Annotated in this window: 22 protein-coding genes; 6 read left to right on the top strand and 16 right to left on the bottom strand. The window is 67.0% G+C overall.

The genetic code is table 11. The features are described 5' to 3' along the window. Nucleotides 1-56: 56 nt before the first annotated feature. The 9 genes from pal to ACLBWL_RS00135 all read right to left on the bottom strand — a co-directional run bounded on the left by pal (nt 57) and on the right by ACLBWL_RS00135 (nt 8,568). Nucleotides 57-584, bottom strand: coding sequence for a peptidoglycan-associated lipoprotein Pal (gene pal, locus ACLBWL_RS00095; RefSeq protein ID WP_447789117.1), 528 nt, complete (start codon nt 582-584; stop codon nt 57-59). Between the two features lie 52 nt (nt 585-636). Then, the gene (gene tolB, locus ACLBWL_RS00100) at nt 637-2,124 is read right to left on the bottom strand and encodes a Tol-Pal system beta propeller repeat protein TolB (protein ID WP_447789119.1); all 1,488 of its coding nucleotides are present in this window, start codon (nt 2,122-2,124) and stop codon (nt 637-639) included. 131 nt (nt 2,125-2,255) lie between these two features. Further along, entirely contained in the window at nt 2,256-3,290 is a 1,035-nt protein-coding gene (locus ACLBWL_RS00105) for a cell envelope biogenesis protein TolA (protein WP_447789121.1), read from the bottom strand. A gap of 13 nt (nt 3,291-3,303) precedes the next feature. Beyond that, entirely contained in the window at nt 3,304-3,741 is a 438-nt protein-coding gene (gene tolR, locus ACLBWL_RS00110) for a protein TolR (RefSeq protein WP_121886293.1), read from the bottom strand. Nucleotides 3,742-3,876: 135 nt separating this feature from the next. Beyond that, nucleotides 3,877-4,569 carry a protein TolQ gene (gene tolQ, locus ACLBWL_RS00115; protein ID WP_447789123.1) on the bottom strand — a complete coding sequence of 231 codons (693 nt, stop codon included), beginning with the start codon at nt 4,567-4,569 and terminating at the stop codon, nt 3,877-3,879. Beyond that, the gene (locus tag ACLBWL_RS00120) at nt 4,566-5,024 is read right to left on the bottom strand and encodes a YbgC/FadM family acyl-CoA thioesterase (protein ID WP_447789125.1); all 459 of its coding nucleotides are present in this window, start codon (nt 5,022-5,024) and stop codon (nt 4,566-4,568) included. The genes tolQ and ACLBWL_RS00120 overlap by 4 nt, the downstream gene beginning before the upstream one ends. A 90-nt stretch (nt 5,025-5,114) precedes the next feature. Continuing rightward, on the bottom strand, nt 5,115-5,888 hold the full coding sequence (locus ACLBWL_RS00125) for a hypothetical protein (protein ID WP_447789127.1): 774 nt from the start codon (nt 5,886-5,888) through the stop codon (nt 5,115-5,117). A 303-nt stretch (nt 5,889-6,191) separates the two neighbouring features. After that, nucleotides 6,192-7,178: an NAD(P)H-dependent flavin oxidoreductase gene (locus tag ACLBWL_RS00130; protein WP_447791907.1), complete on the bottom strand. Its 987-nt coding sequence runs from the start codon at nt 7,176-7,178 to the stop codon at nt 6,192-6,194. Between the two features lie 136 nt (nt 7,179-7,314). After that, nucleotides 7,315-8,568 carry an aspartate kinase gene (locus ACLBWL_RS00135; protein WP_447791909.1) on the bottom strand — a complete coding sequence of 418 codons (1,254 nt, stop codon included), beginning with the start codon at nt 8,566-8,568 and terminating at the stop codon, nt 7,315-7,317. 52 nt (nt 8,569-8,620) lie between these two features. Between ACLBWL_RS00135 and ubiG the strand changes: the two genes are divergently transcribed. Together ubiG and ACLBWL_RS00145 are read left to right on the top strand one after the other, a co-directional pair. After that, nucleotides 8,621-9,361: a bifunctional 2-polyprenyl-6-hydroxyphenol methylase/3-demethylubiquinol 3-O-methyltransferase UbiG gene (gene ubiG / locus ACLBWL_RS00140; RefSeq protein WP_447789128.1), complete on the top strand. Its 741-nt coding sequence runs from the start codon at nt 8,621-8,623 to the stop codon at nt 9,359-9,361. Nucleotides 9,362-9,594: 233 nt separating this feature from the next. After that, on the top strand, nt 9,595-10,989 hold the full coding sequence (locus tag ACLBWL_RS00145; RefSeq protein ID WP_447789130.1) for a DUF2029 domain-containing protein: 1,395 nt from the start codon (nt 9,595-9,597) through the stop codon (nt 10,987-10,989). A gap of 23 nt (nt 10,990-11,012) precedes the next feature. Here ACLBWL_RS00145 and ACLBWL_RS00150 read toward each other — a convergent pair whose 3' ends face one another. Continuing rightward, nucleotides 11,013-11,528: a DUF2141 domain-containing protein gene (locus ACLBWL_RS00150; protein WP_447789132.1), complete on the bottom strand. Its 516-nt coding sequence runs from the start codon at nt 11,526-11,528 to the stop codon at nt 11,013-11,015. Then, entirely contained in the window at nt 11,525-12,478 is a 954-nt protein-coding gene (locus ACLBWL_RS00155; RefSeq protein WP_447789134.1) for a hypothetical protein, read from the bottom strand. The genes ACLBWL_RS00150 and ACLBWL_RS00155 overlap by 4 nt, the downstream gene beginning before the upstream one ends. A gap of 182 nt (nt 12,479-12,660) precedes the next feature. Here ACLBWL_RS00155 and ACLBWL_RS00160 point away from each other — a divergent pair, with 182 nt between their 5' ends. Then, nucleotides 12,661-13,710, top strand: a complete 1,050-nt coding sequence (locus tag ACLBWL_RS00160; RefSeq protein WP_447789136.1) for a glycosyltransferase — start codon at nt 12,661-12,663, stop codon at nt 13,708-13,710. Nucleotides 13,711-13,880: 170 nt separating this feature from the next. Here ACLBWL_RS00160 and ACLBWL_RS00165 read toward each other — a convergent pair whose 3' ends face one another. The 5 genes from ACLBWL_RS00165 to pyrE all read right to left on the bottom strand — a co-directional run bounded on the left by ACLBWL_RS00165 (nt 13,881) and on the right by pyrE (nt 17,872). Next, nucleotides 13,881-14,915 carry an AI-2E family transporter gene (locus ACLBWL_RS00165; RefSeq protein WP_447791911.1) on the bottom strand — a complete coding sequence of 345 codons (1,035 nt, stop codon included), beginning with the start codon at nt 14,913-14,915 and terminating at the stop codon, nt 13,881-13,883. Between the two features lie 43 nt (nt 14,916-14,958). Continuing rightward, entirely contained in the window at nt 14,959-15,954 is a 996-nt protein-coding gene (lepB, locus tag ACLBWL_RS00170) for a signal peptidase I (RefSeq protein WP_447789138.1), read from the bottom strand. Then, a complete protein-coding gene (gene acpS, locus ACLBWL_RS00175) occupies nt 15,951-16,385 on the bottom strand; it encodes a holo-ACP synthase (RefSeq protein ID WP_447789140.1) in 435 nt (144 codons plus the stop codon). Before acpS ends, lepB begins: the two co-directional genes overlap by 4 nt. Nucleotides 16,386-16,562: 177 nt before the next feature. Continuing rightward, nucleotides 16,563-17,291, bottom strand: coding sequence for a pyridoxine 5'-phosphate synthase (locus ACLBWL_RS00180; RefSeq protein WP_447789142.1), 729 nt, complete (start codon nt 17,289-17,291; stop codon nt 16,563-16,565). Further along, nucleotides 17,288-17,872, bottom strand: a complete 585-nt coding sequence (gene pyrE, locus ACLBWL_RS00185; RefSeq protein WP_447789144.1) for an orotate phosphoribosyltransferase — start codon at nt 17,870-17,872, stop codon at nt 17,288-17,290. The genes ACLBWL_RS00180 and pyrE overlap by 4 nt, the downstream gene beginning before the upstream one ends. Nucleotides 17,873-18,216: 344 nt before the next feature. On the opposite strand from pyrE, the gene coxB reads away from it, so the two are divergent. From coxB to ACLBWL_RS00200, 3 genes are all read left to right on the top strand, one after another. Beyond that, nucleotides 18,217-19,356 carry a cytochrome c oxidase subunit II gene (coxB, locus tag ACLBWL_RS00190; RefSeq protein WP_447789145.1) on the top strand — a complete coding sequence of 380 codons (1,140 nt, stop codon included), beginning with the start codon at nt 18,217-18,219 and terminating at the stop codon, nt 19,354-19,356. Nucleotide 19,357: 1 nt separating this feature from the next. Next, the gene (gene ctaD, locus ACLBWL_RS00195; protein WP_447789147.1) at nt 19,358-21,022 is read left to right on the top strand and encodes a cytochrome c oxidase subunit I; all 1,665 of its coding nucleotides are present in this window, start codon (nt 19,358-19,360) and stop codon (nt 21,020-21,022) included. A 419-nt stretch (nt 21,023-21,441) separates the two neighbouring features. Next, complete coding sequence (locus ACLBWL_RS00200; protein WP_447789149.1) at nt 21,442-22,914, top strand: hypothetical protein; 1,473 nt, start codon at nt 21,442-21,444, stop codon at nt 22,912-22,914. The last annotated feature ends 22 nt before the right edge of the window (nt 22,915-22,936 follow it).

Raw genomic sequence — 22,936 nt, forward strand, 5'->3', positions numbered from 1 at the left:
CGCCAAGCGGCTCCTCCCTCCCTCTCCCCGCAGGGGAGAGGGACTGCCGCAGCATCCTAGTTCAGCACCACCGTGACCGCGCGACGGTTCGCCGCCCAGCTCTGCTCGTCAGACCCCAGCGCCACCGGTCGTTCCTTGCCGTAGCTGATCGTCGTCATCCGGTCCGCCGACACGCCGCGCGCCGCCAGATAGTTCTTGGTCGCGTTCGCACGACGATCGCCGAGCGCCAGATTGTATTCGCGCGTCCCGCGCTCGTCGGCATGGCCTTCGATCGTGATCCGGCGATTCGGGAACTTCGCCAGCCACTGCGCCTGGCTGTCGAGGATCGCGCGCGCGGTCGGATCGATGTCGTACATGTCGAGCCCGAAATTCACCGTGTTCGAGCTGACCGAGCGCTGGAAGTCGGCATCCGACCCCGGCACGATCGCGCCGCCGACATTGCCGTTGTTCATGCCCGCATTGGGATCGACCGGTGCATTATTGTCCACCGGCGCCGGCGGGAGCACGGCGGGGCGCTTCTTGGCACAGCCCGACACGGCGATCAGCGCGGTACATGCAAGCAAGACGTTGGAAAGCTTCGACATAGACAGTCTCCCGTAGAAAATTATAGCCCCGATTACCGCCCCCATAGCAGATTTATGGGCGAAGCGGGCCCCATGCCGGATCCGAACCGTCGAGCGGCGTCGGAATCTTGCGCTCGTTCACACCCGTAAGGTCGACCGACCAGAGATCCGCCTTGCCGCCGCTGCCGCGTCCCGAACGATAGAAGTTGATCACGCGACCATTCGGCGACCAGCTCGGACCCTCGTCCTGCCAGTCGTTGGTGAGCAGCTTCTCGCCGCCGCCGCTCGGGCTCATGATGCCGATCCGGAACCCGCCACCAAGCTTGGTAAACGCGATCAGGTCGCCGCGCGGGCTCCAGACCGGCGTCGCATACCGCCCGCCGCCGAAGCTGATCCGCTGCTGGTTCGAGCCGTCGGCGTTCATCACGTAGATCTGCTGCCCGCCCGAGCGGTCGCTCTCGAACACGATCTTCGAGCCGTCGGGCGAATAGCTGCCGCCGGTATCGATCCCCGGCGAGTTGGTCAGGCGCTGCGGCGTGCCGCCCTGCGAGGACACGCGGTAGATATCGGTGTTGCCGCCCTGCGCCATCGAGAACAGGATGTTGCGGCCATCCGGCGAGAATCTTGGGGCAAACGTCAAATTGGCATTGGCCACCACGAGCCGCTGCCTGCCCGAACCGATGTCGTAGACATAGATCGCCGGGCGATTGTTCAGATAGCTCATATAGACGATCGACTGCTGGTTCGGCGCGAACCGCGGCGTCAGCACGATCGACTGGCCGTTGGTCAGGAAGCGGTGGTTGGCACCGTCCTGATCCATGATCGCGAGCCGCTTGATGCGGCGCCCCTTGGGGCCCGTCTCGGAGACGTAGACGACGCGGCTGTCGAAATACGCGCCTTCGCCGGTGAGGCGGGTGTAGACCATGTCGGCGCATTTATGCCCTGCGCGGCGCCAGTCGGATGGCGATACGACGAACCCGGTGCGCGTCAGCTCCGCCTTGGACGACACGTCGTAGAGGTAGCAGCCCACGGTGAGATTGCCGTCGCCGTTGGCGCGGATGAAGCCCTGCACCAGCGCCTGCGCGCCCGTGCTGCCCCAATAGTCGAACCCGGGCGCGGTGACTTCGGGGAAGCTGACCGGGCGAAGCTGGCCGGGGGAGAGCGGCGTGAACAGGCCGGAATTGCGCAGGTCGTTGGTGACGATGTCGGCGAGCTGGCGCCCGAGCGCGTCGGTCGAGCCTGCCGGGGTGGAGACGACCGCGGACGTCGGCATGACGGGAATCGCGATCGGCATCGGCGCGGAGATACCGCCGGTGACGTCGACCACGAGCCCGCCGGACTGATCGCCTGCTGGGGCGGCTGGCGCGGCTGGATCGGCGGGGGCCTGCTGGGGTACCGGCGCTGGTGCGGGTGCATCCTGAGCGTAGGCGGCACCGCCGGAGACGAACGCGAGCAGCCCGACCGAAGCCAGAACCGATCGTGCCCTATGCCCACCCGAAACCACCCCGGCGGAGGCCGGGGCCCAATTGGGGGACGCCGCTGAGGGAACGTTGCGCATCATTACATCGACCTTCCCAATTGGGCCCCGGCCTTCGCCGGGGTGGTTACCGTGCGACAGGTGGTCACCTGCAACCGGGACGGTCTGGCGCGAAGGGAAAAACCCCAGGATCAAACGGATCATAACGGACATCCTCAGCCGGGAAGTTTGTAGCGCAGGCTGAAATTGCTCCAGCCATGCGGCACGTCATATAGCTCGTCAGGCAAACCGCGTAGCGGCGAACACCCCACGAAGGTCGCAATCGCCAAATCGTCGACTCGCGCTACGTAGCGCTGGTTGTCCTCGTCGACCCCAGTATGCTCACTGATCGTCGGACGACCTGCAAGAGAGCCGTCGCGGTTCAGCCGCAGATTGATTTTTACACGAATGCGCTCAGCCCCAGGCCCCGGTGTCACCTGCCGATTGGCGCAGGGCTGTACCTGCCTAAGGATCGCCGAACCGATATTGGTCGCCGCTTTCGCATCCATCTTGGCCGCTCTCGGCGCCTCGGACTTGCTCGGCGACGGATCGGCCGAAAGCCCCTTCAGGAAATTGTCGCCGAGCCGCGAGCCGCGCGGGCGCGAGGTCTTGGCCTCCGCGGTCGAGCCGCTGCCCTTGGTCGAGGACGGCTTGGCGGATTTGGAAGAACTCGACGATGACTTGGCGGGCGAGTCCTTCGCCTTCGTCGTGGTCTTGGCTGGCGCCGATTTCTCGGGCGAGGCCTTGGTCGGTTTGGCTTTGGCAGGCGCCGGCTTGGGCTTCTCGACCGGCTTCTTCACCGGCGCCGGCTTGGCGGCGGGCTTGGGCGGGGCCGGCTTGGGTTTGGGCTGCGGTTTGGGCTCGGGCTTAGGTTCGGGCGCCGGTTGCGGTTTGGGCTTCGGCGGTGTCGGCCGGGGCTGCGGCGCGGGTGGCACCGGATCGGGCTTCGGCTCGGGTTCCGCCTGGTCAGGCGCCGGCGGCGCGGCATCCTCGGGCGCGCCTTCGTCAGGCGCGATCGACTGCGCCGGCACCTCGGTCGCTTGCGGCGCGGTCGCCTCCAGCGCCACGTCGGGGACGAGGCTCACGTCGATCGGCTGCTGCTGGATCTTCGGCGGTTCGGGCGCGCTGAGAAACCCGAGCGACAACAGCCCGAACAGCACCGCATGCCCGACGACGGCAACGCCTAAGCCGATCTTCTCCGAACGATCCATCAGCCGAGCGCCATCAGTTCTGATTACCCTCGACGGTCACCAGCGCGACGCGGTTCAGCCCGGCGCGGTTGAGTTCGCCCATCACGCGCATCACGCGGCCGTAATCGAGCTTCCGGTCCGCGCGCAGCAGTACCTGCGGTTCGTCCCCCACCGCACGGCTTGCAGCGATCGCAGCGAGCCGCACCGGCAGCGCGTCATCGGTCACCTGATCCTTGTCGATGAACAGCGCGCCGGCCCCATCCATCGAGATCTCGACCGGCTTCTGCTCCTGGTCGAGCGCCTTGGCGCGCGCATCGGGCAGGTTTACCGGCACGCCGGCGGTCATCAAGGGCGCGGTCACCATGAAGATGATCAGCAGCACCAGCATCACGTCGACGAGCGGCGTGACGTTGATATCCGCCATCGGCGCGCGCCGGCCGCGGCCGCGACTGGAGGGAAGGTTCATCGCCACCTTAAATCCTCCCCTGCAAGGGGAGGTGGCAGCCCGCAGGGCTGACGGAGGGGTGTCGCGCTATCGAGAGGGCATCACCCCTCCGCCTGGCTACGCCAGCCACCTCCCCTTGCAGGGGAGGATTTGCCAGCCCGCTCATCGCGAGCCGTCCAGTTGGCGCGACAGCGTCGTGTGGAAACCGTCGGCGAACCGGTTGAGGCTCGCCTCGATCCGGTTGATGCCGTGCGAGAACCGATTGTAGGCGATCACCGCGGGGATTGCCGCGAACAGGCCGATCGCGGTCGCGAACAAAGCCTCCGCAATGCCCGGCGCGACCACCGCGAGCGAGGTGTTCTGTGCCGCCGCGATGCTGGTGAAGCTCCGCATGATGCCCCACACCGTCCCGAACAGCCCGACGAACGGCGCGACCGAGCCGACCGTCGCCAGCACGTTGAGCCGATCCGACAGCTTGTCGATCTCGCCCGCGACGGCTGCGCCCATCGTCGTCGCCAGCCGCTCGCGCGTGCCGCTCTTGTCGATCGTGCCGCCCGCGGTCGAGCGCCGCCACTCGGTCACGCCGGCCGCGAACACGCGCGCCGACGGCAGGTCGTTCTCGCCCTCCGCCTTGTAGAAGACGTCGATATCCTCGGCCTTCCAGAAATCGCGCTCGAATCGGGTCATGCCTTTGCGCGTCCTGCCGATCCGCCGCCAGAACGCGAAGATCAACGCCCAGGTCCAGATGCTGGCGAGCAGCAGCCCGATCATCACGCCCTTCACGACCCAGTCGGCCTGCAGGAACAAGTGGATCGGCGACAGCGTCGCGCTCTCCATAGTCAACACCGGATTCATGCTTCCCCCTGCCAGACTAGGCGTTCGTAGATGTCGGTCCAGGCGCGCGGCTGGCGTACGGGACGGCCGCTGGTGGCAACGAGCGCCACCACCAGATCCGCCTCGGTCAAGACAACCGCGTCGCGCATGACTCGTTGATGAATGGACACCCCGGCCGCGCGGACCCGGGTCAGTCGCGTGACGACCAGCAGCGCGTCGTCGAGCTTTGCGGGTGCGGCGTAGCGGATCGCGAGGCTGGCGACCGCGTAGGCGCCCCCGCCCGCTTCGTGCACCGCGCGCTGGTCGATGCCGGCGACGCGCAGCATATCGGAGCGCGCGCGCTCCATATAGCGCAGATAATTGGCGTGATAGACGACGCCCGACAGGTCGGTGTCCTCGAAATACACGCGCACCGGAAACCGGTGCTCGCGTCCTTCGAAGCGGCCGCCGGTCGGTTGATCCTGTGCCTCTGCCATCGCCGCGGCTGTTAACCCAGTCTTTGCGACGAAGCCAACCTTAAGCCGTCAGGAAAGCGTTGCTGCGGCGAACGGACGACCGAAACGGCGTTATTGGAAGACGCTGGGGTCCAGCTTCAGCCGGGGCTGCGGCGGCGGTACCGGTTGCGAGATCGGCTGGAGCCGTGCCTGCGTGATCGTCTGGACGGTCATGTTCGACGCATATTGCCGCGAGGCCAGCACGGGTTGCGACCGCTGCGCGTACACCGGCGCTGCCACGGTACGACCGCGCCAGGCATCGAACGCACGATAGAAATCGGTGAACGGCCGCTCGAGGACGGGCAGTTGCTGTGCCGCGAACGCCGGCATCGCCTCGGCCGACACGCCAGCGCTCTGCGCTAGCACGGTGCTCGCCGCCGCACAGAAATCGTCGCGCGCGGGGGATTGCGAGAAGAAATTGTATAGCCGCGTCATCGCGTCGTCGTAGCGGTCCTGCCAGTCGCGGCCGCCCGACTTCCACTCGCTGGCGTAGGTCGCCTCGGCCTTGGCGAGCACCGGCTTCTGCGCCGACAGCATCGCGTTGTAGCTGGCGATGATCGCGCCTTCCTGCGGTCCGCGGCAGGCAAGCGCAGCGACGTTGAGCGCGGCGCGCAGGTGCCAGACCTTGGCGGCGGGAGTCAGGTTGCGATTCGGCGTGGGATAGGTCCCGTCTGGAAGCGCGACCGGGATCACCATCGTCGGCGACGCGCCCTTCGGCATGGCGGGCGCCGCAACCGGTGCCGCGACCTCCGGAGCCGCGACCACCGCAACCGTCTTGGGCTTCGGCGCGCACCCGGCCACGAGAACCAGCGCGGTGAAAGACAACAATGCAAACCGACGACTCATCGCAACCACCTCGTGATGTCCCCCGACGGGACATGTCTGGCACGGAGAAGGTTAACGATGCGTAAGCCGTACGCGATTTGCGGCGAGTGGAGAGCGGGTGGGGTTGGGGTTGGCTGCGCAAAAGGGACGCGCCTACCCACCAGACGACCACCCCGGCGAAGGCCGGGGCCCAATTGGAAAGGTCGGGGTGACGGAGCGCGCCGGCAATCAGCAACGTCCCCCAATTGGGCCCCGGCCTCCGCCGGGGTGGTGCCACTGAGACGACGCCCTCTCGATCCTCCACCGCAAGGGGGAGGATAAGGGCTAAACCGCGCGTGCCTCCAGCGCGGTAGCGGCCTGCGCCATCAACCCGGCGATGATGTCCGCGACCGGCTCCTCGCGCTTGACCATGCCGACCGACTGGCCCGCCATCACCGAGCCATGCTCGACATCGCCGTCGATCACTGCGCGGCGCAGCGCGCCCGCCCAGTAATGCTCGATCTGCAACTGCGCCTCGGCCATTTCCACGCGGCCACCATCGAGATGCCCGGCAACCTCGCGCTGCTTTGCCGTGAACAGCTCGCTCGACGCGTTCTTCAGCGCGCGGACCGGGATCACCGGCAGCCGCGGATCGATCTGCACGCTGGCGATCGCATCGCGCGCCGACGCCCGGATGAAGGCCTTCTTGAAATTGGCGTGCGCGATCGATTCGGTCGCGCACACGAACAGCGTGCCGAGCTGGACGCCCGCCGCGCCCATGTCGAGATAGCCCGCGATCGCCTCGCCGCGACCGATCCCGCCGGCGACGAACACGGGGACCTGCTCCGCGATCTCGGGTAGCATCTCCTGCGCGAGCACGCTGGTCGAGACCGGGCCGATATGGCCGCCGGCTTCCATGCCCTCGATCACCAGCGCGTCGACGCCGCTGCGGATCAGTTTCTTCGCGAGCGCCAGCGCCGGCGAGAACGCGATCAGCTTGGCGCCCGTTTCCTTGATCGCCTCGATGCTGCCCTTCGGCGGCAGGCCACCGGCGAGCACGATGTGGCCGACGTTATGCCTGGTGCAGACGGCGATCAGCTCGAACAGGTCGGGGTGCATCGTGATCAGGTTCACGCCGAACGGCTTGTCCGTCATCGCCTTGGTCGCGGCGATCTCGGTATCGAGCAGAGCGGGTGTCATCGCCCCGCACGCGATCACGCCGAACCCGCCCGCGTTGGAGATCGCGGAGACGAGGTGACGCTCGCTCACCCACGACATCGCGCCGCCGAGAATCGCGACCTCCGACCCGAGGAACGCGGCGCCACGCGCCATCCGGCGTTGCAGTCTCTGCTCCCCTCCCGTCTTGTGGGAGGGGTCGGGGGAGGGGTGTGCCTGAGGCGCGGACATATCGGTCATCACGACCGCCTAGCCCTCCCCCGACCCCTCCCGCAAGCGGGAGGGGAGAGTTTTACGCTGCATCCTCGGCATCGAGCCCGTACGCGGTGTGCAGCACGCGCACCGCGAGCTCGGTATAATCCTCTTCGATCAGCACGCTGACCTTGATCTCCGACGTCGCGATCGCCTGGATATTGATGCCGCGCTCGCCGAGCGTGGTGAACATCGTCGAGGCGACACCCGCGTGGCTGCGCATGCCGACGCCGACCACCGAGACCTTGGCGACGCGCGTGTCGTGGACGATCGTAGCATAGCCGATCGCAGCCTTCGCCTTGTCGAGGATATCGAGCGATCGCGCGAGGTCCGCCGCGGGCACCGTGAAGGTCACGTCGGTCGAGCCGGTCGAGTGCGCGACGTTCTGCACGATCATGTCGACGTTGATCCCGCCGTCCGCGAGCGGCGCGAAGATCGCCGCGACCGAACCCGGCCGGTCGCTGACCTGAGTCAGGGTGATCTTCGCCTCGTTCTTGTCGTGCGCGATGCCGGTGATGAGCTGGCGTTCCATATCGTCGATTTCCTCTTCGCCCACGATGAGCGTGCCACGATGTCCGTCATTGGTATCGCCGTCTTCGAACGAAGACAGCACGCGCACGCGCACATTCTCTTTCATCGCCAGGCCGACAGACCGCGTCTGCAACACCTTGGCGCCGACGCTGGCGAGTTCCAGCATCTCCTCATACGTCACCTTGCCGAGCTTCCGCGCGCGCGGGACGATCCGGGGGTCGGTCGTGTAGACGCCGTCGACATCGGTATAGATGTCGCAGCGATCGGCCTTCATCGCCGCAGCGATCGCCACCGCCGAGGTGTCCGATCCGCCGCGCCCCAAGGTGGTGACGCGCTGGCCGTCCGCGACGCCCTGAAAACCGGGGATCACCGCAACGATGCCGTCCGCGAGGCTCGCATCGAGCGCGGCCGTGTCGATCTCGCCGATGCGGGCCGAGCCGTGCGCGTCGGACGTATTGATCGGCAGCTGCCAGCCGAGCCAGCTCCGGGCCTTGCACCCGGCCGCCTGCAAGGCGATCGCGAGCAGGCCGCTCGTGATCTGCTCACCCGCCGAGACGACGACGTCATATTCCTTGGCATCGTACAGCGACGACGCCTCGCGGCAGAAGCCGACCAGCCGATCGGTCTCGCCGGCCATCGCCGAGACGACGACGGCGACCTGGTTGCCGGCATCGACTTCGCGCTTCACGCGCGCGGCGACGTTGCGGATGCGTTCGATCCCCGCCATCGACGTGCCGCCGAATTTCATCACGATACGGGCCATGAACTGCGCAAATCCCTTTGGGTCGAAGCGGCGGCCCTGATAGGTAGCGCGCATGATACTGGCAAGCGACACGCACAATAACGCAACAATCGATCCGCGCGAGGCTGCGCATTTCGGCACGATGGCGAAGGACTGGTGGGATCCGAAGGGCTCGTCCGGCCCGCTCCATAAGCTGAACCCGCCGCGGCTGTGCTACATCCGCGAGCAGGTCGACGCGCATTGGGGTGGCGACGGTACGAGCTTCACGCCGCTGGAGGGCAAGACCGCGCTCGACGTCGGGTGTGGCGCGGGGCTGCTGTGCGAACCGCTCGCCCGGCTCGGCGCGACAGTGACGGGGATCGACGCGGCGCCTGAGAATATTGCGGTCGCCGAGATCCATGCCGCGCAGAGTGGCCTCGCGATCGACTACCGCGCGGGAGGCGTAGAGGGGCTGGTCGGGCAGTTCGACCTCGTCACCAGCCTCGAGGTGATCGAACACGTCAGCGACCCGGCCGGTTTCGTGCGGGGCCTCGCGCGGACGCTGGCGGACGGCGGCCTGCTGATCCTGTCGACCCCTAACCGGACGCCGCTGTCGCGGCTCGCAATGATCACCGTGGCGGAGGGCACCGGGACCATTCCCAAGGGCACGCACGACTGGAACAAGTTCCTGACGCCCGAGGAATTGACCGCGCTGCTGAAGGACGCGGGGCTACGCGTGACGGATACGCGGGGGCTGAGCTTCTCGCCGGCGACGGGGTTCACGCTGAGCGACTCGACGAGCCTCGATTACTTCCTGACTGCGGTAAAAGCCTGACCCGTGGCCTCGTCCCCTCCACCCCGGCGAAGGCCGGGGCCCAATTGGGAAGGCCGGGGTAACCGAGCACCGCCCTCAATCATAACCGTCCCCCAATTGGGCCCCGGCCTCCGCCGGGGTGGTAGCGAGCTGGGTGGACCTGAGTAATGAAGCACACCGCTCCCCAACCCTGTTCACCCGCGAAGGCGGGTGCCCAGTCTGGGCACCCGCCTTCGCGGGTGAACACTCTTCTAATGCTCGCAGCGCTGGCGATCATCCTCATCACCCTCGCGCTCCTCCGCCCCGTCGACCACGACGAAAGCCAGTACGTCGCCGCCGCCGCGCTGACCGCGCACGGCCTGCTCCCGTACAGAGACTTCGCCTACCTCCAGACCCCGCTCCAGCCGTACCTGTTCGCACCTGTCGCACTCCTCGCCGGCATCTGGACTTGGCCAGCCCTACGCATCCTCAACGCCCTCCTCGGCGTCGCGACGATAGCCTGCGTACACACTGCCGCCCGCACCCTAGGTGCCAAACCCAAAGCCGCCCTCACCTGCGCAGCCCTGTTCGCGACCTGCGACATCCTCCTCTTCAGCATCGGCACCGCGCGCAACGACGCGCTCCCCGCCGCGCTGCTGGCCGCCGCACTCCCGCTGATCGCCCGCGCGGAAACCGGTCGCGCGACGCGGGACGGCGCGCTGCTGATCGGCCTGCTGCTCGCCAGCGCCGCCGCCGCGAAGGTTTCCTACGCGCTCCCCGCGCTAACCTACGGGCTCTACGCACTGATCCATCGCCGTCACCGCCCCGTCGCGGTCATGCTCGGCACGCTGCCGGTGATCGCGTTCGTCGTCTGGAGCTATGCCATCAGCCCGGCCGGTTTCGTGTTCGGGACGCTGACCTTCCCGGCGCGCGGGCCCGCCGAATATTACGCGTCTCGCCCCTGGAAGATGTCGCTTCCGGCCAAGGCGATCGACACGCTCAAGTTCCTCGCACTCGGCGCCGCGCTCCCCGCGCTGGTCCTGATCGCGCGAGACGCCAGGCGACGTCGCGCGACCGGGCTGTTCGACGCACTGATCCTCGCCGGGCTGATCGCCGCGTTGCTGCCGTTCCCGACCTGGCGGCAATATCTGCTCCCGGCCCTCCCCGCGCTGTTCGTCCGCCTCTCGTTGATCGCGCCACCAACCCGGCCGTGGCGGATCGCGCTCGCGATCTTCGCCGCCGCCGGGCTCGCGCCCTCGATCGCCGCGTTGGCCAGCCCGGACGGCCTCTCACTCGCCCAGGCCCTGCGCGAAGGGCACGCGGTCGGTCGGACGCTGGATCGAACCGGCATTCCCGGTCCGATCGCGACGCTGTCGCCACAGATGCTGCCCGCCGCGAACCGCCTGCCGGATCCCGCCTTCGCCACCGGCCCGTTCTACTTCCGCAGCACCCGCCTGCTCGACTGGCAACAGGAACGCACGCTCCACCTGATGTCCCGCGCACGCGCTTACCGGACCGGCGCACCGATCCTCACCGGCGGCGAAGGTCCGGAGACCAGCGGAGACGCCAGCCTCGACCGCGCACTCGCAATGTCGGCGATCCGCAACAGCTATCGCGCGATCCCCATGCCCGGCACGCGCTTCACGCTGTACGTGCCGCCCTCACACTAGCGACCGGCTTCACCGCGACGGGTTTACCCGATCGGCCCGAACCCGCCGAGCCCGCGCAGATATTGCGCGGTGATGGGCACGACCGTCACCCCCGCCCCCACCTCGACCAGCGCCTGCGCCACCTTCGGCCGCGACCGCCCGAGCCTGGCATTGCTCGCGAACCCGGCGCCATCGGTCCAGACACTGAACTTGTTCTTCCCGTCGCGATTGTGCGTCAGCAACAGCGCATAGCGCCCCGGCTTCGGCACCCGGATACAGAGCGTCGTCGGCCCGGTCGCGGGCGTCGGCACGGTCACCCGCCGGAACGTCTTGCCCGCCGCGATCAGCACGCGGTCGTCCTTGAGGAAATCGGCTTCCTCGCTCGGGTAGAGTTCGAGCTTCAACTCGCCGGTGCGATCCTTCAGCCCTCTGATCTCGACCGCGATCGCCGGCCCGCCACCCGGCTGGCACGCGGCCGCATCGCTGCCGAGGATCGTCTGCGCCGCCACCGGCGCCGCGACGACAAGCCCGATGCATAGGGCGATTCCCGAACGGATCACGATCGAGCCCGCTTCGAAACCGTGGCCGGCGTCCGCGTCGCGATCGCGTGCGCACCGAAGGCGACGATCAGCGCGACGTGCACGAGCAGCGTCAGCGCCGCGGTGAACGCGATCAGTTCGGACAGGGCCTGATCCTGACCGATCAGCAGGATCGCCGCGTTGGCGAACAACAGGTCCTTGTTCGGCACCAGCGGCAACCGCGACACGAGCAGACGCCCGGCGGCGAGAAACATCCACATGCCGATCGACACCGCGGGCAGCGCGTAATGCCAGGCGAGCGCGATCAGCACCGATCCGAGCAACAGCCGGATGCAATGCACCGAAAACACCCACCACAGCAGCGGCCGTGCCAGCGAAAACACCCGCCGCGAGAAGATCAGGAAGGGCAGCGATATCACGAACGTGACCCCCGCCGAGGCCAACACCGCGCGAAACTGATCCGCGGTCAACAGGTCCCGCCCGAACGGCAGCGCGATCGCGACCAGCAGCAGAGTCACCGCATTGCCCGCGATCGCCGACAGGATGCTGACGTCCTTCACCGCGCCAAACGGCGACGCGACCATCTGTGCCTTCGCGCGCGCCCAGGCGTAGAAATACGCGTCGCCCGAGTAGCCGAACACGACTTCGTTCGCGATCCGCTTCTTGATCAGCGCGACCAGCCCCCCGATCGGGATTGCCCATAGCCGGCGGAAGATGACGTAGTCGCCGGTCGGCGACGCCATGTAGAGCGCCGCGAAACACAGATAGAAGCGCGGATCTCCAGGGACCGACCGGCCGAGCCCCGCCAGGCCATGTCCGAACAGCTCGCGCGCCAGCCCGACGATCATCGCGCCGGTCAGCACCGCGCCGATGATCGCCGGCCAGCGGCTGCGGACCGTCTTCAACGGCGCGAGTCCGACACTGGAGACGTCGGCATAACCGGCGGTATCGGCCGCAGTCGGCGGTCGCATCGTCAATCGCTTGTCCTCACGCCATGTCTGCAAGGGTCGCACGTCGCCCCGGTCGAACCCGGTATCATGGCGCGACAATAGCCTTTGGCCGCCGGTCGTGCACGCAAAGTCGGTTTCATTCGGTCGCGATCTCCGCTCTACCAATCGTGCATTATGATGACTCCCATGTTTCAGTGTTGTGTATGTCGCCGGTCGCCCAGCACATCCTGACCTATGCCGAGGACCTCCGCGGCGGGGGGGTCGAACGCGCGCAACTGCGCCTCGCCCGCGGCTGGCTCGCAGCGGGGCGGCGCGTGACGCTGGCGATCGAGGATATTGCCGGGCCGCTGGCGGCGGAACTGCCCGAGGGGCTGGAGATCGTTTCGCCGTTTCGGTTGCTGACGTTGCCGAAGGTCGTGCGGCGTTTGTCGCCGGACGTGATCTTCTGCCCTGGCAATTTCTATACCTGGAGCGCAGCATGGACCCGGCTGCGACTGGGCAAGCACTGCCCGCCGATCGTCGCCAAGATGTCCAACGCCGCCACGCGCGCCGATCATGGACGAGCGGTGCATGCCGCGCACCAGATCTGGCTCGCGCGCCACGGCAGCTTCCTCGATCACCTCGTCGCGATGACCCCGGCAACCGCGGACGAGGCGGCGCGAGCGACGCACATGGTCGGACGCACCAGCGTCATCCCGAACCCGCCGGCGGTGCCGATCCGCGGGGCGACGCCGGACCTGCCCGATCGCTTCATCCTCGGGGTCGGTCGGCTCGAACCGCAGAAGCGCTGGGACCGACTGATCGCCGCGCTACCGCTGTTGGCGGACCGAACCATTCCGCTGGTGATCCTCGGCGAGGGCACCACGCGGACCGCGCTCGAAGCGCAGATCCGCGCGCTCGGCCTGACCTCTCGGGTGATCCTGCTCGGTCACAGCAGCGATCCGCTGCCGGCGATGGCGCGCGCCACAGTGCTGGCGCTGACCTCGGATTACGAAGGCGTGCCGGGCGTGTTGCGCGAGGCATTGTCGGTCGGCACACCGGTGGTGTCGACGGACTCGAGCGCAGCGGTTGCCGAGATCGTCGATCGTCGCGAGCGCGGTACGGTTGTCGGTCTGGACGATGCGGCGGCGTTGGTCGCAGCGCTGGATGCGTGGCTCGTGCGGACTGTTCAGCGACCGGAGCCGGTACCGCAACCCGGTGCGGACTCGGCTGATCGCTACCTCGCGCTCTTCGATCAGTTGGTGAGGCGGTAACTTCCTACCCGATTACCCGCCCCATTGACGTTCCAGGCCATCCCCCCCGTCATTCCCGCGGACGCGGGGACCCATACTGGCGAACTCGGAGGATATGGGTCCCCGCGTCCGCGGGGATGACGTAATGGGAGCTTGGACGTGGATTAGGTTGGAGGGGGCGCTAAACTGGATCAGGCCGTAGCCTCACCATCACTCGCCTCGGCCTTCTCCTCTTCCCGCTCCGACCGCCGCTCGAGCGCGGTCTTGATCATCGCGGTCATCGGATCGGCCAGCGCCAGCCCCAGGATCCCGAACAGCGCGCTCGCCATGATCTGCGCGCCGAGAGTCAGCGCGGGCGGCAAATCCACCGTGCGCTTCGCCACCATCGGCACGATCACGTACCCGTCGATCGTCTGCACGATCAGATACGTGCCGATCGCCCAATAGCCCGTGTCGACTCCCGCGCTGAACCCGACCGCGATCATCAGCACGCCGGTCACGATCGCGCCGACGTTCGGGATGAACGCCAGGATGCCCGCGATGATGCCGAGCAGCATTGCCATCGGCACGCCGCCGACCGCCAGCGCGATTCCGCTCGCGACGCCCTCGACCGCCATGCCGAGCAGGCGCCCGGCGAGCAGCTTGCGCAACGTCGTGCCCATCCTGTCCAGCGTCTTGGCGAATTCGGGGCGCAGATCGATCGGCACCATCCACTGTAGCCCGCGCGAATAGGTGCCCGGATCCATCGCGATGAACAGCCCGAGGATGAGCATCATGAACATGCTCGTGATCGCGCCGATCGCGCTGCCGACCCACGACGTAACGCGTCCAACCGACCCGAGCGCTTGCTTGGCGATGCCGTTGACGTCCGACGCACCAGGCATCAGCCCCTGCGACGACAGATAGGTGGTGAAGCGATTGGCCTGCGATTCCAGCGTCGAGCGCAGCTGCATGACCTGCTCGGTCACCTGCACGCCGGTCAGGATGAACGTGCCCACCAGGAACGCGAACGTCAGCAGCACGACGATCAGCAACCGCCAGCCGCGCCCGATCGGCAGTACCCGCCCGAGCAACCGCACGCCGCCGTCCAGCAACGCCGCGAATACGACGCCGGCAAAGATGATCAGCAACGGCTGCACCAGCACGATCAGCAGCGCGATCAGACAGGCGAGCCCGAGCCAGATGACCGCGCGCTTCAGCTCCTTGCGCAGAAACGGATCGCGCATCTCGACCGGGCTGAGTTCGGTGACGGCTTTATCGTCGGCCACCTCAATCGACCTTGGCGGGATGCAGCGAGGTACCGGCACGATCCGGGCGCAACGATCCCCACCAGGTCAGCGGGTTGAACGTTGCGTCGCCATCGAGGCTGAAGGTTATGAATTCCGCACGCCCGCCTAGATTCTCGTACGGTACCGGCCCGCCGAGGCCCAATTGGGTCAGCGGAAAGCGGCTGTCGGCGGAGCGATCGCGGTTGTCGCCCATCAGGAAGACATGGTTCGCGGGGATCGTGATCTCCGCGAAATTGTCGCCCTGGCTGTCCGATTCCAGATCGATCGTCTCGTAGCGTCGACCGTTCGGCAGCGTCTCGGTATAAGTCGGCAGGCGGCACATTGCGCGCCCGTCGGGCAGCGTCTCACGCGCGCCGGGATAGTCGATCTCGCTGCACGGGCTGTTCGTATCGACCGGGATCAGCGTGTCGTGCAGCGGGCCGCGCTTCACAGCGACGCCGTTGAGGAACACGATCCCGCCGCGCACGGCCAGCCTGTCGCCGGGCAGGCCGATGACGCGCTTGATATAGTCGTTATGCGTTCCCGGCGGCGTCACGATCACCACGTCGCCGCGCGTCGGCAGCGAGCCGAACAACCGGCCGTGGATGAACGGCAATTGCACGCTCCAGCTCTCTTCCTGCTGGCGCAGCACGACGCCCTTGAAAATCGCGATCGGGTCGGGAATCGTCGGCGAGACGAACGACCAGCCATAGGCGAACTTGGTCACCACCAGCCGGTCGCCGATCCGCAGGCCCGGCAGCATCGATTCGCTGGGGATATAGAAGGGCTTGGCGATGAAGCTGTGGAAGCCGAGCACGACCAGGATCAGCCAGAATATGCCCTTCACCTCGCCCCACCAGTCGGTGCCGCGGCGGCGGGTCGTTTCCGGTTTGGTGCCGGCCGTTGGCGCGGGATCGACCGCTGTGGTCTGCGCTAGGGGGGTCTGCGCGAGGGGCTTTTCCTGGAACTCGTTGCCGTCCAACGCCGCGTCCTTCATCGATTCGTATCCTGGCGCATGTCCGGGGATATCAGAGGTATAGCTTCGATGATCACAAAGGCCTGCGCCCACGGGTGATCATCGGTCATCGTCAGATGCACGCGCGCGGCGTGGCCTTCGGGGGTCAACGCGTCAAGCCTCGCTTTGGCGCCTCCGGTCAATGCCAATGTCGGCGCGCCACTCGGGGCGTTGACCACGCCGATGTCGCACATGAAAACGCCCGCCCGAAACCCGGTCCCCACCGCCTTCGAAAACGCCTCCTTGGCGGCGAACCGCTTCGCCAGCGTCCCGGCCTTGGTAAAAGGCCGCCGCGCCGCCTTCGCCCGCTCGACATCGGTAAACACCCGCTGCTCGAACCGCTCCCCGAACCGCTCGACCGACGCCGCGATCCGCTCGATGTTACACAGGTCCGACCCAAGCCCGATAATCACGATACGGCCTGGAGTCGGAAGACAAAATTAGATTTGCGCGCAGAGGCGCAGAGGCGCGGAGAGTATAAGGGCCGCAAAAGCGGCAAGATCGAGTTAGCATGCGAGAGAATCCAGCCATGGGCCAGCCCCCTCTTCTGCTCCGCGCCTCTGCGCCTCTGCGCGAACAAAACTGCCTGCCTACCGCGCGGCATCCATAGCCTCACGCATCAACCGAACGGCCTCGCCAAGCCCGACAAACAGCGCCTCCCCGACCAGGAAATGCCCGATGTTCAGCTCCCGAACCTGCCGGATCGCGGCGATCGGCGCGACGTTGTCGTAGGTCAGCCCGTGCCCCGCGTGCACCTCGATGCCGTTCTTTGCCGCCAGCGCCGCCGCATCGGTTAGCCGCCGCAGCTCAACCGTCCGCGCCTCACCCGACAGCTCCGCATACAGCCCGGTATGCAGCTCGACCACCGGCACCTTGAGCCGCACCGCCGCCTCGATCTGGCGCGCGTCCGGTTCGATGAACAGCGACACGCGGATGCCCGCCCCCGCCAGCGCATCGACCAGCCGCGCCATCCGGTCGTAATGCCCGGCGACGTCGAGCCCGCCCTCGGTGGTCAGTTCCTCGCGCTTTTCCGGCACGATGCACGCCGCGTGCGGCTTGTGGCGCAGCGCGATGCCGAGCATCTCGTCGGTCGCCGCCATCTCCAGGTTGAGCGGAATGGCCAGCTCCGCCGACAACCGCGCGATGTCGTCGTCGGTGACGTGCCGCCGATCCTCCCGCAGATGCGCGGTGATCCCGTCCGCGCCCGCGGCCGCAGCAACCAGCGCCGCGCGCACCGGATCGGGATACCCCGCCCCCCTTGCATTCCGCACCGTCGCGACGTGATCGATGTTGACGCCTAAACGCAGGTCCCGGCTCATGCCGCAGCCCTGCTGCCGGGCTTGATCGCAGGGATCGCGGCCAGTTCGCGCGGCAAGGCATCCGCCGGATAAGTCGGCACGTCGAGCCGAATCAGCGGGAAGAACGGCACGCCGAGATCCGCCGTCCCGTTCGAGCGATCGACCAACGCCGCTGCCGCCACGGTCACGCCGCCCGCGCGCCCGATCGCCGCGATCGCCTCGCGCGACGACAGCCCCGTGGTGACGACGTCCTCCATCATCAGCACGCGCTGGCCCGGCGCCAGGCGGAACCCGCGGCGCAGTTCGAACACGCCGTCGGGCCGCTCGAGGAATACCGCCTCGACACCCAGCGCGCGGCCCATTTCGTGGCCGGCGATCACACCGCCCATCGCCGGCGAGACGACGATATCGATCTGCGCAAGCAACTCGGCCGGGATCGACGCCACCAGCGCTTCCGACAACCGGGCGCCACGGGCGGGATCCATCAAGACCCGCGCGCATTGGAGGTAACGCGAGCTGCGCAGGCCGGAGGACAGGATGAAATGCCCTTCGAGCAACGCTTCGGCAGCGCGGAATTCGGCGAGCACGTCGTCTTCGGTCATCGCGGGTCATCGCTCCAAATGGTCTGCCCGCGCTGATACGAGCGCGGGAAACCGCACGCAACGACTACCGGTGCTTCAAGCATCACACGTCATCTACCCCGTCATCCTGACGAAAGTCAGGATCCAGAGCCACACGGGATGCCGTTTGTGATCCTGGGTCCTGACTTTCGGCAGGATGACGGGAGCGTGTAAGACGATGGTTAGAGACAAGACTTGAGGCAAGCCCCCCCGCTGGGTATAGCTCTTCCCAAATCATAAGAAGACATCCGCGCGTCCGGAATCGGGTTCGCTATAAACCGGGGTCAATAAAAACGATGCGCAAGATGGGGATGAGAGGATTTGCGATGGCAGCGGGGCTCGCACTGGCGAGTCTCGGTGGTGCCGGGCACGCGGCCCAGCCAACGCCAGCCGCACCGGCACCGCAGGCTGCTGCAGCACCCGCCGGAGTCTCGAACACGGCACCCACGACCGCCGCGGCAAAGCCGACCGCCAACCCGTCCAGCCCCGAGCTCGCGATGGACGGTGCGCCCGCGATGACGGTCAAGCCGATGATCGGCCAGCCCACGGACGGCCTGTTCGGGCTCCAGCCGCAGGTCACCAAGAACGGTCAGTTCGCGCACTGGATGCACAATTCGATCCTGGTGCCGACGATCACGATCATCTCGCTGTTCGTCCTCGCGCTGCTGTTCTGGGTCTCGTTCCGCTACCGCAAGGCGCGCAACCCGGTCGCGTCGAAGACCAGCCACAATACCTTCATCGAGATCATCTGGACGCTCGCGCCGGTCGTGATCCTGGTCCTGATCGCGGTCCCCTCGATCGGCCTGCTACAAGCCCAGTTCAAGCCGGCGCCCTCCGGCGCGGTGACGCTGAAGGCGATCGGCAACCAATGGTATTGGACCTACCAGTATCCGGACAATGGCGGCTTCGAGATTACCGCCAACATGCTGAAGGAAAAGGCTGACGTCGCCGCCGGCGAGCGGCCGCGCACCGATGCCGACGGCCCCAAGCTGCTCGCCACCGACAACCGCATCGTCCTCCCCGTCGGCGTGCCGATCCGCCTGATCACCACCTCGAACGACGTGATCCACAGCTGGGCGGTCCCCGCGTTCTGGATCAAGCTCGACGCGATCCCCGGCCGCCTGAACGAGACCAGCTTCACGATCGACAAGCCCGGCCTGTATTTCGGCCAGTGCTCGGAGCTTTGTGGCGCGCGCCACGGCTATATGCCGATCGCGGTCGAGGCGGTTCCGCCCGCCGAATACGCGGCCTGGGTCAAGGCGAAGGGCGGCACGATGCCCACCCCCGGCAAGGCGTCCGACAAGGTCATCCCGCAGCCCGGCGCCGACGGCTCCGCGGCGAAGGTCGAGGAGGCGGCGGAAACCGCCAACGCCACCGGCCCGGTCGAGAACGTGACCACTACAGCCCCCGCGACGACGCAGGGCGCGACCTCAAACCCGGCCGGCGCCGGCAACGCGGGACAGTAAGATGACCGACATCGCTCTCACCCCGTCGGCCTTCGTGTCCCACGAAGCGCACGACCATCACCACGACACCGATCACAAGCCGGGCTTCTTCGCGCGTTGGTTCATGTCGACCAACCACAAGGACATCGGCACGCTGTACCTGATCTTCGCGATCGTCGCGGGGATCATCGGCGGCTCGGTCTCGGGTCTCATGCGCGCCGAGCTCGCGCATCCCGGCATCCAGTATCTGCAGGGCTGGGCGTCGATGCTCCACGGCGGCCCCGCCAGCCTCGACGAATCGCTCCATCTCTGGAACGTGCTGATCACCGCGCATGGCCTGATCATGGTGTTCTTCATGGTCATGCCGGCGATGGTCGGCGGCTTCGGCAACTGGTTCGTGCCGATCATGATCGGTGCGCCCGACATGGCGTTCCCGCGAATGAACAACGTGTCGTTCTGGCTGCTGATCCCCGCGTTCACGCTGCTGCTGGCCTCGCCGTTCTTCGGTGGCGCGGGTAACGGCTGGACGCTCTACGCCCCGCTCTCGACCTATGGCGAGCCCGGGCCGTCGACCGACATGGCGATCCTCGCGCTGCATCTCGCAGGCGCATCGTCGATCCTCGGCGCGATCAACTTCATCACGACGATCTTCAACATGCGTGCGCCGGGCATGACCCTGCACAAGATGCCGCTGTTCGTGTGGTCGATGCTCGTCACCGCGTTCCTGCTGCTGCTGGCGCTGCCGGTCTTGGCTGCGGCCATCACGATGCTGCTGACCGATCGCAACTTCGGTACGACCTTCTTCGATCCGGCCGGCGGCGGCGATCCCGTCCTGTACCAGCATCTGTTCTGGTTCTTCGGCCATCCCGAAGTCTACATCATGATCCTGCCGGGCTTCGGCATCGTCAGCCAGATCATCTCGACGTTCAGCCGCAAGCCCGTCTTCGGCTATCTCGGCATGGCGTATGCCATGGTCGCGATCGGCGTGGTCGGGTTCGTCGTGTGGGCGCACCACATGTTCACGACGGGTCTCAGCGTGAATACCAAGATGTACTTCACCGCAGCGACGATGGTCATTGCGGTCCCGACCGGCATCAAGATCTTCTCGTGGATTGCGACTATGTGGGGCGGCTCGCTCACCTTCAAGACGCCGATGGTGTGGTCGATCGGGTTCATCTTCATGTTCACCGTCGGCGGCGTGACCGGCGTGGTGCTCGCGAACGGCGGCATCGACGATTACATGCAGGACACCTACTACGTGGTGGCGCATTTCCACTACGTGCTGTCGCTGGGTGCGGTGTTCTCGCTGTTCGCCGGGTTCTATTACTGGTTCCCGAAGATGACCGGCAAGATGTACAACGAGTTCCTCGGCCAGCTGCACTTCTGGGTGTTCTTCATCGGCGTGAACGTGATGTTCTTCCCGATGCACTTCCTGGGCTTGCAGGGCATGCCGCGCCGCATCCCGGACTACACGCCGCAGTACGAGCATTGGAACACGGTCGCATCGGTCGGCTACATGATCATGGCCGCGGGCATGGTGGTGTTCTTCGTCAACCTGATCTGGTCGCTGGCGGCCGGCAAGAAGGCAGGCGACAACCCCTGGGGCGACGGTGCGACGACGCTGGAGTGGACGATCTCCTCGCCACCGCCGTACCATCAGTTTGAGACCCTGCCGAAGATCGATTAGGATGCGAGGCCGCGTAGCGTCAGCTACGCGCCGGTGCGGCCCAGCCGCACGCATCCGACCGGCCGTCGCGGCAACGCCGCGTCCGACGACACGGGATTAACTCCCGTGTCGGGGCCAGCCAGTAACAAAAATGCCTCGGGGAAACCCGGGGCGTTTTTCGTTGAATTGCCGCCCCCCTTGTGTGTCCCCAAAAGTCGGGAACACAGCCTGGGCTCCCGCCTTCGCGGGAGGACAAGGAAGAAGCACTCCCCCCCAACGTCTTCCCAGCGAGAGGTGGGATCTCCCGCAGTGTCTCCGCGCCCGTACCAAACGGGAGACCCAGCTTTCGCTGGGGTGACGGGCCGGAACCGGGCGGCGGACGGGGCAGCGCCCCCCTCCCATTCACCATTCCACAGGACAATCGCGCTAACCCCGCCCCCATGCCGAGCGCACCGACCCCAGTCCGCCCCGACGCGCCGACCGCCACGCCGCGCTCGACCTTCGTGCTCCTCTCCGCGTTCGCCGCGTTCGCCTTCACGATCATCGTCCCCACCATGCTCCGCGACGGCGATACCGGCTGGCACATCGTCGCCGGCGCCTGGATCGTCGCGCATGCTGCGGTCCCGACCATCGATCCGTTCTCGTTCAGCGTCGCCGGGCGCCCCTGGGTCGCGCATGAATGGCTGGCCGAAGTGGCGATGTACGCGAGCTACCGGGCGGGCGGCTGGAGCGGCCTGATCGTCCTGGTCGGCGCGGCGATGGCGGCGCTGTTCGCGCTCGTCGCCGCAGAACTGCGTCGCTGGATGAGCGCGCGGGCGAGCATCGTCGCGCTGCTGATGCTCGCTACCGGGCTGATCCCGTCACTGGTCGCACGGCCGCACATGCTGGTGCTGCCGATCCTCGCCGGCTGGACGATCGCGCTGCTGCACGCGCGCGAGCAGGACCGGGCGCCACCGCTGCCGGTGGCTGCGGCGATGCTGATCTGGGCGAATGCGCATGGCAGCTATGTCTTCGGGCTGGCACTGGTCGGCGTGTTCGCGCTCGAGGCGCTGTTGACCGCCAAGCGCTCTGACCGCCGCGTTGTGATCCAGCGCTGGGTGCTGTTCGGGATCGTCGCGACGATCGCCGCCGCGGTGACGCCATGGGGGCCTCACGGCCTGACGTTCCCATTCTATCTCAACGACCTGAAGGCGCTCAGCGAGATCAACGAATGGCAGCCGTCCGACTTCACGCGCTTTTCAGGGTTCGAGGCCATCCTGCTCGTCGGTCTCGCGGTCCTGCTGGCCAGGCCGATCCGGATTCCGCCGATCCGCCTGCTGCTCGTGCTCGGCATGCTCCACATGACGCTGCAGCACACCCGCCACGAGATCATCCTCGTCACCGTCGGTCTTCTCGTGTTGGCCAAGCCGCTCGGCCAAGCGTGGCACCGCCACGATACCCACGCTTCGAAACCCCGCGGGCCAAGCCCGGACCGATTGACGATCGCGGTCCTGGTATCTGTCCTTGCAATCGGCCTGACTGCCTACCGCATCGCCGTGCCGGTCGTACGCGCCGAGACCAAGGGCATTCCCGTCACCGCGCTCGCACATCTGCCCGCGGCACTGCGCCACCAGCGCGTCTTCAACGAATACGGTTTCGGCGGGTCGCTGATCCTCGCAGGCATCCGTCCGTATATCGATGGACGGACCGACATGTACGGCGACGCGTTCACGCTCGGCTATTTCGCGATCGCCCGCGGCAACGCGGATCGCTGGCGCGCCGCGAACGCGAAATGGCGTTTCGGCTGGACCATCCTGCCGCCACGCTCGCGCCTGGTCTCGCTGCTCGACCACGATCCCGCATGGCGACGGATCTACGCGGACGACATCGCGGTCATCCACCAAGCCGTACCCGCGCATCCGGCAAACCGCTGAGCCGTCACGAAGGCTTTCCGAC

The sequence above is a fragment of the Sphingomonas sp. M1A8_2b genome, assembly GCF_053345535.1.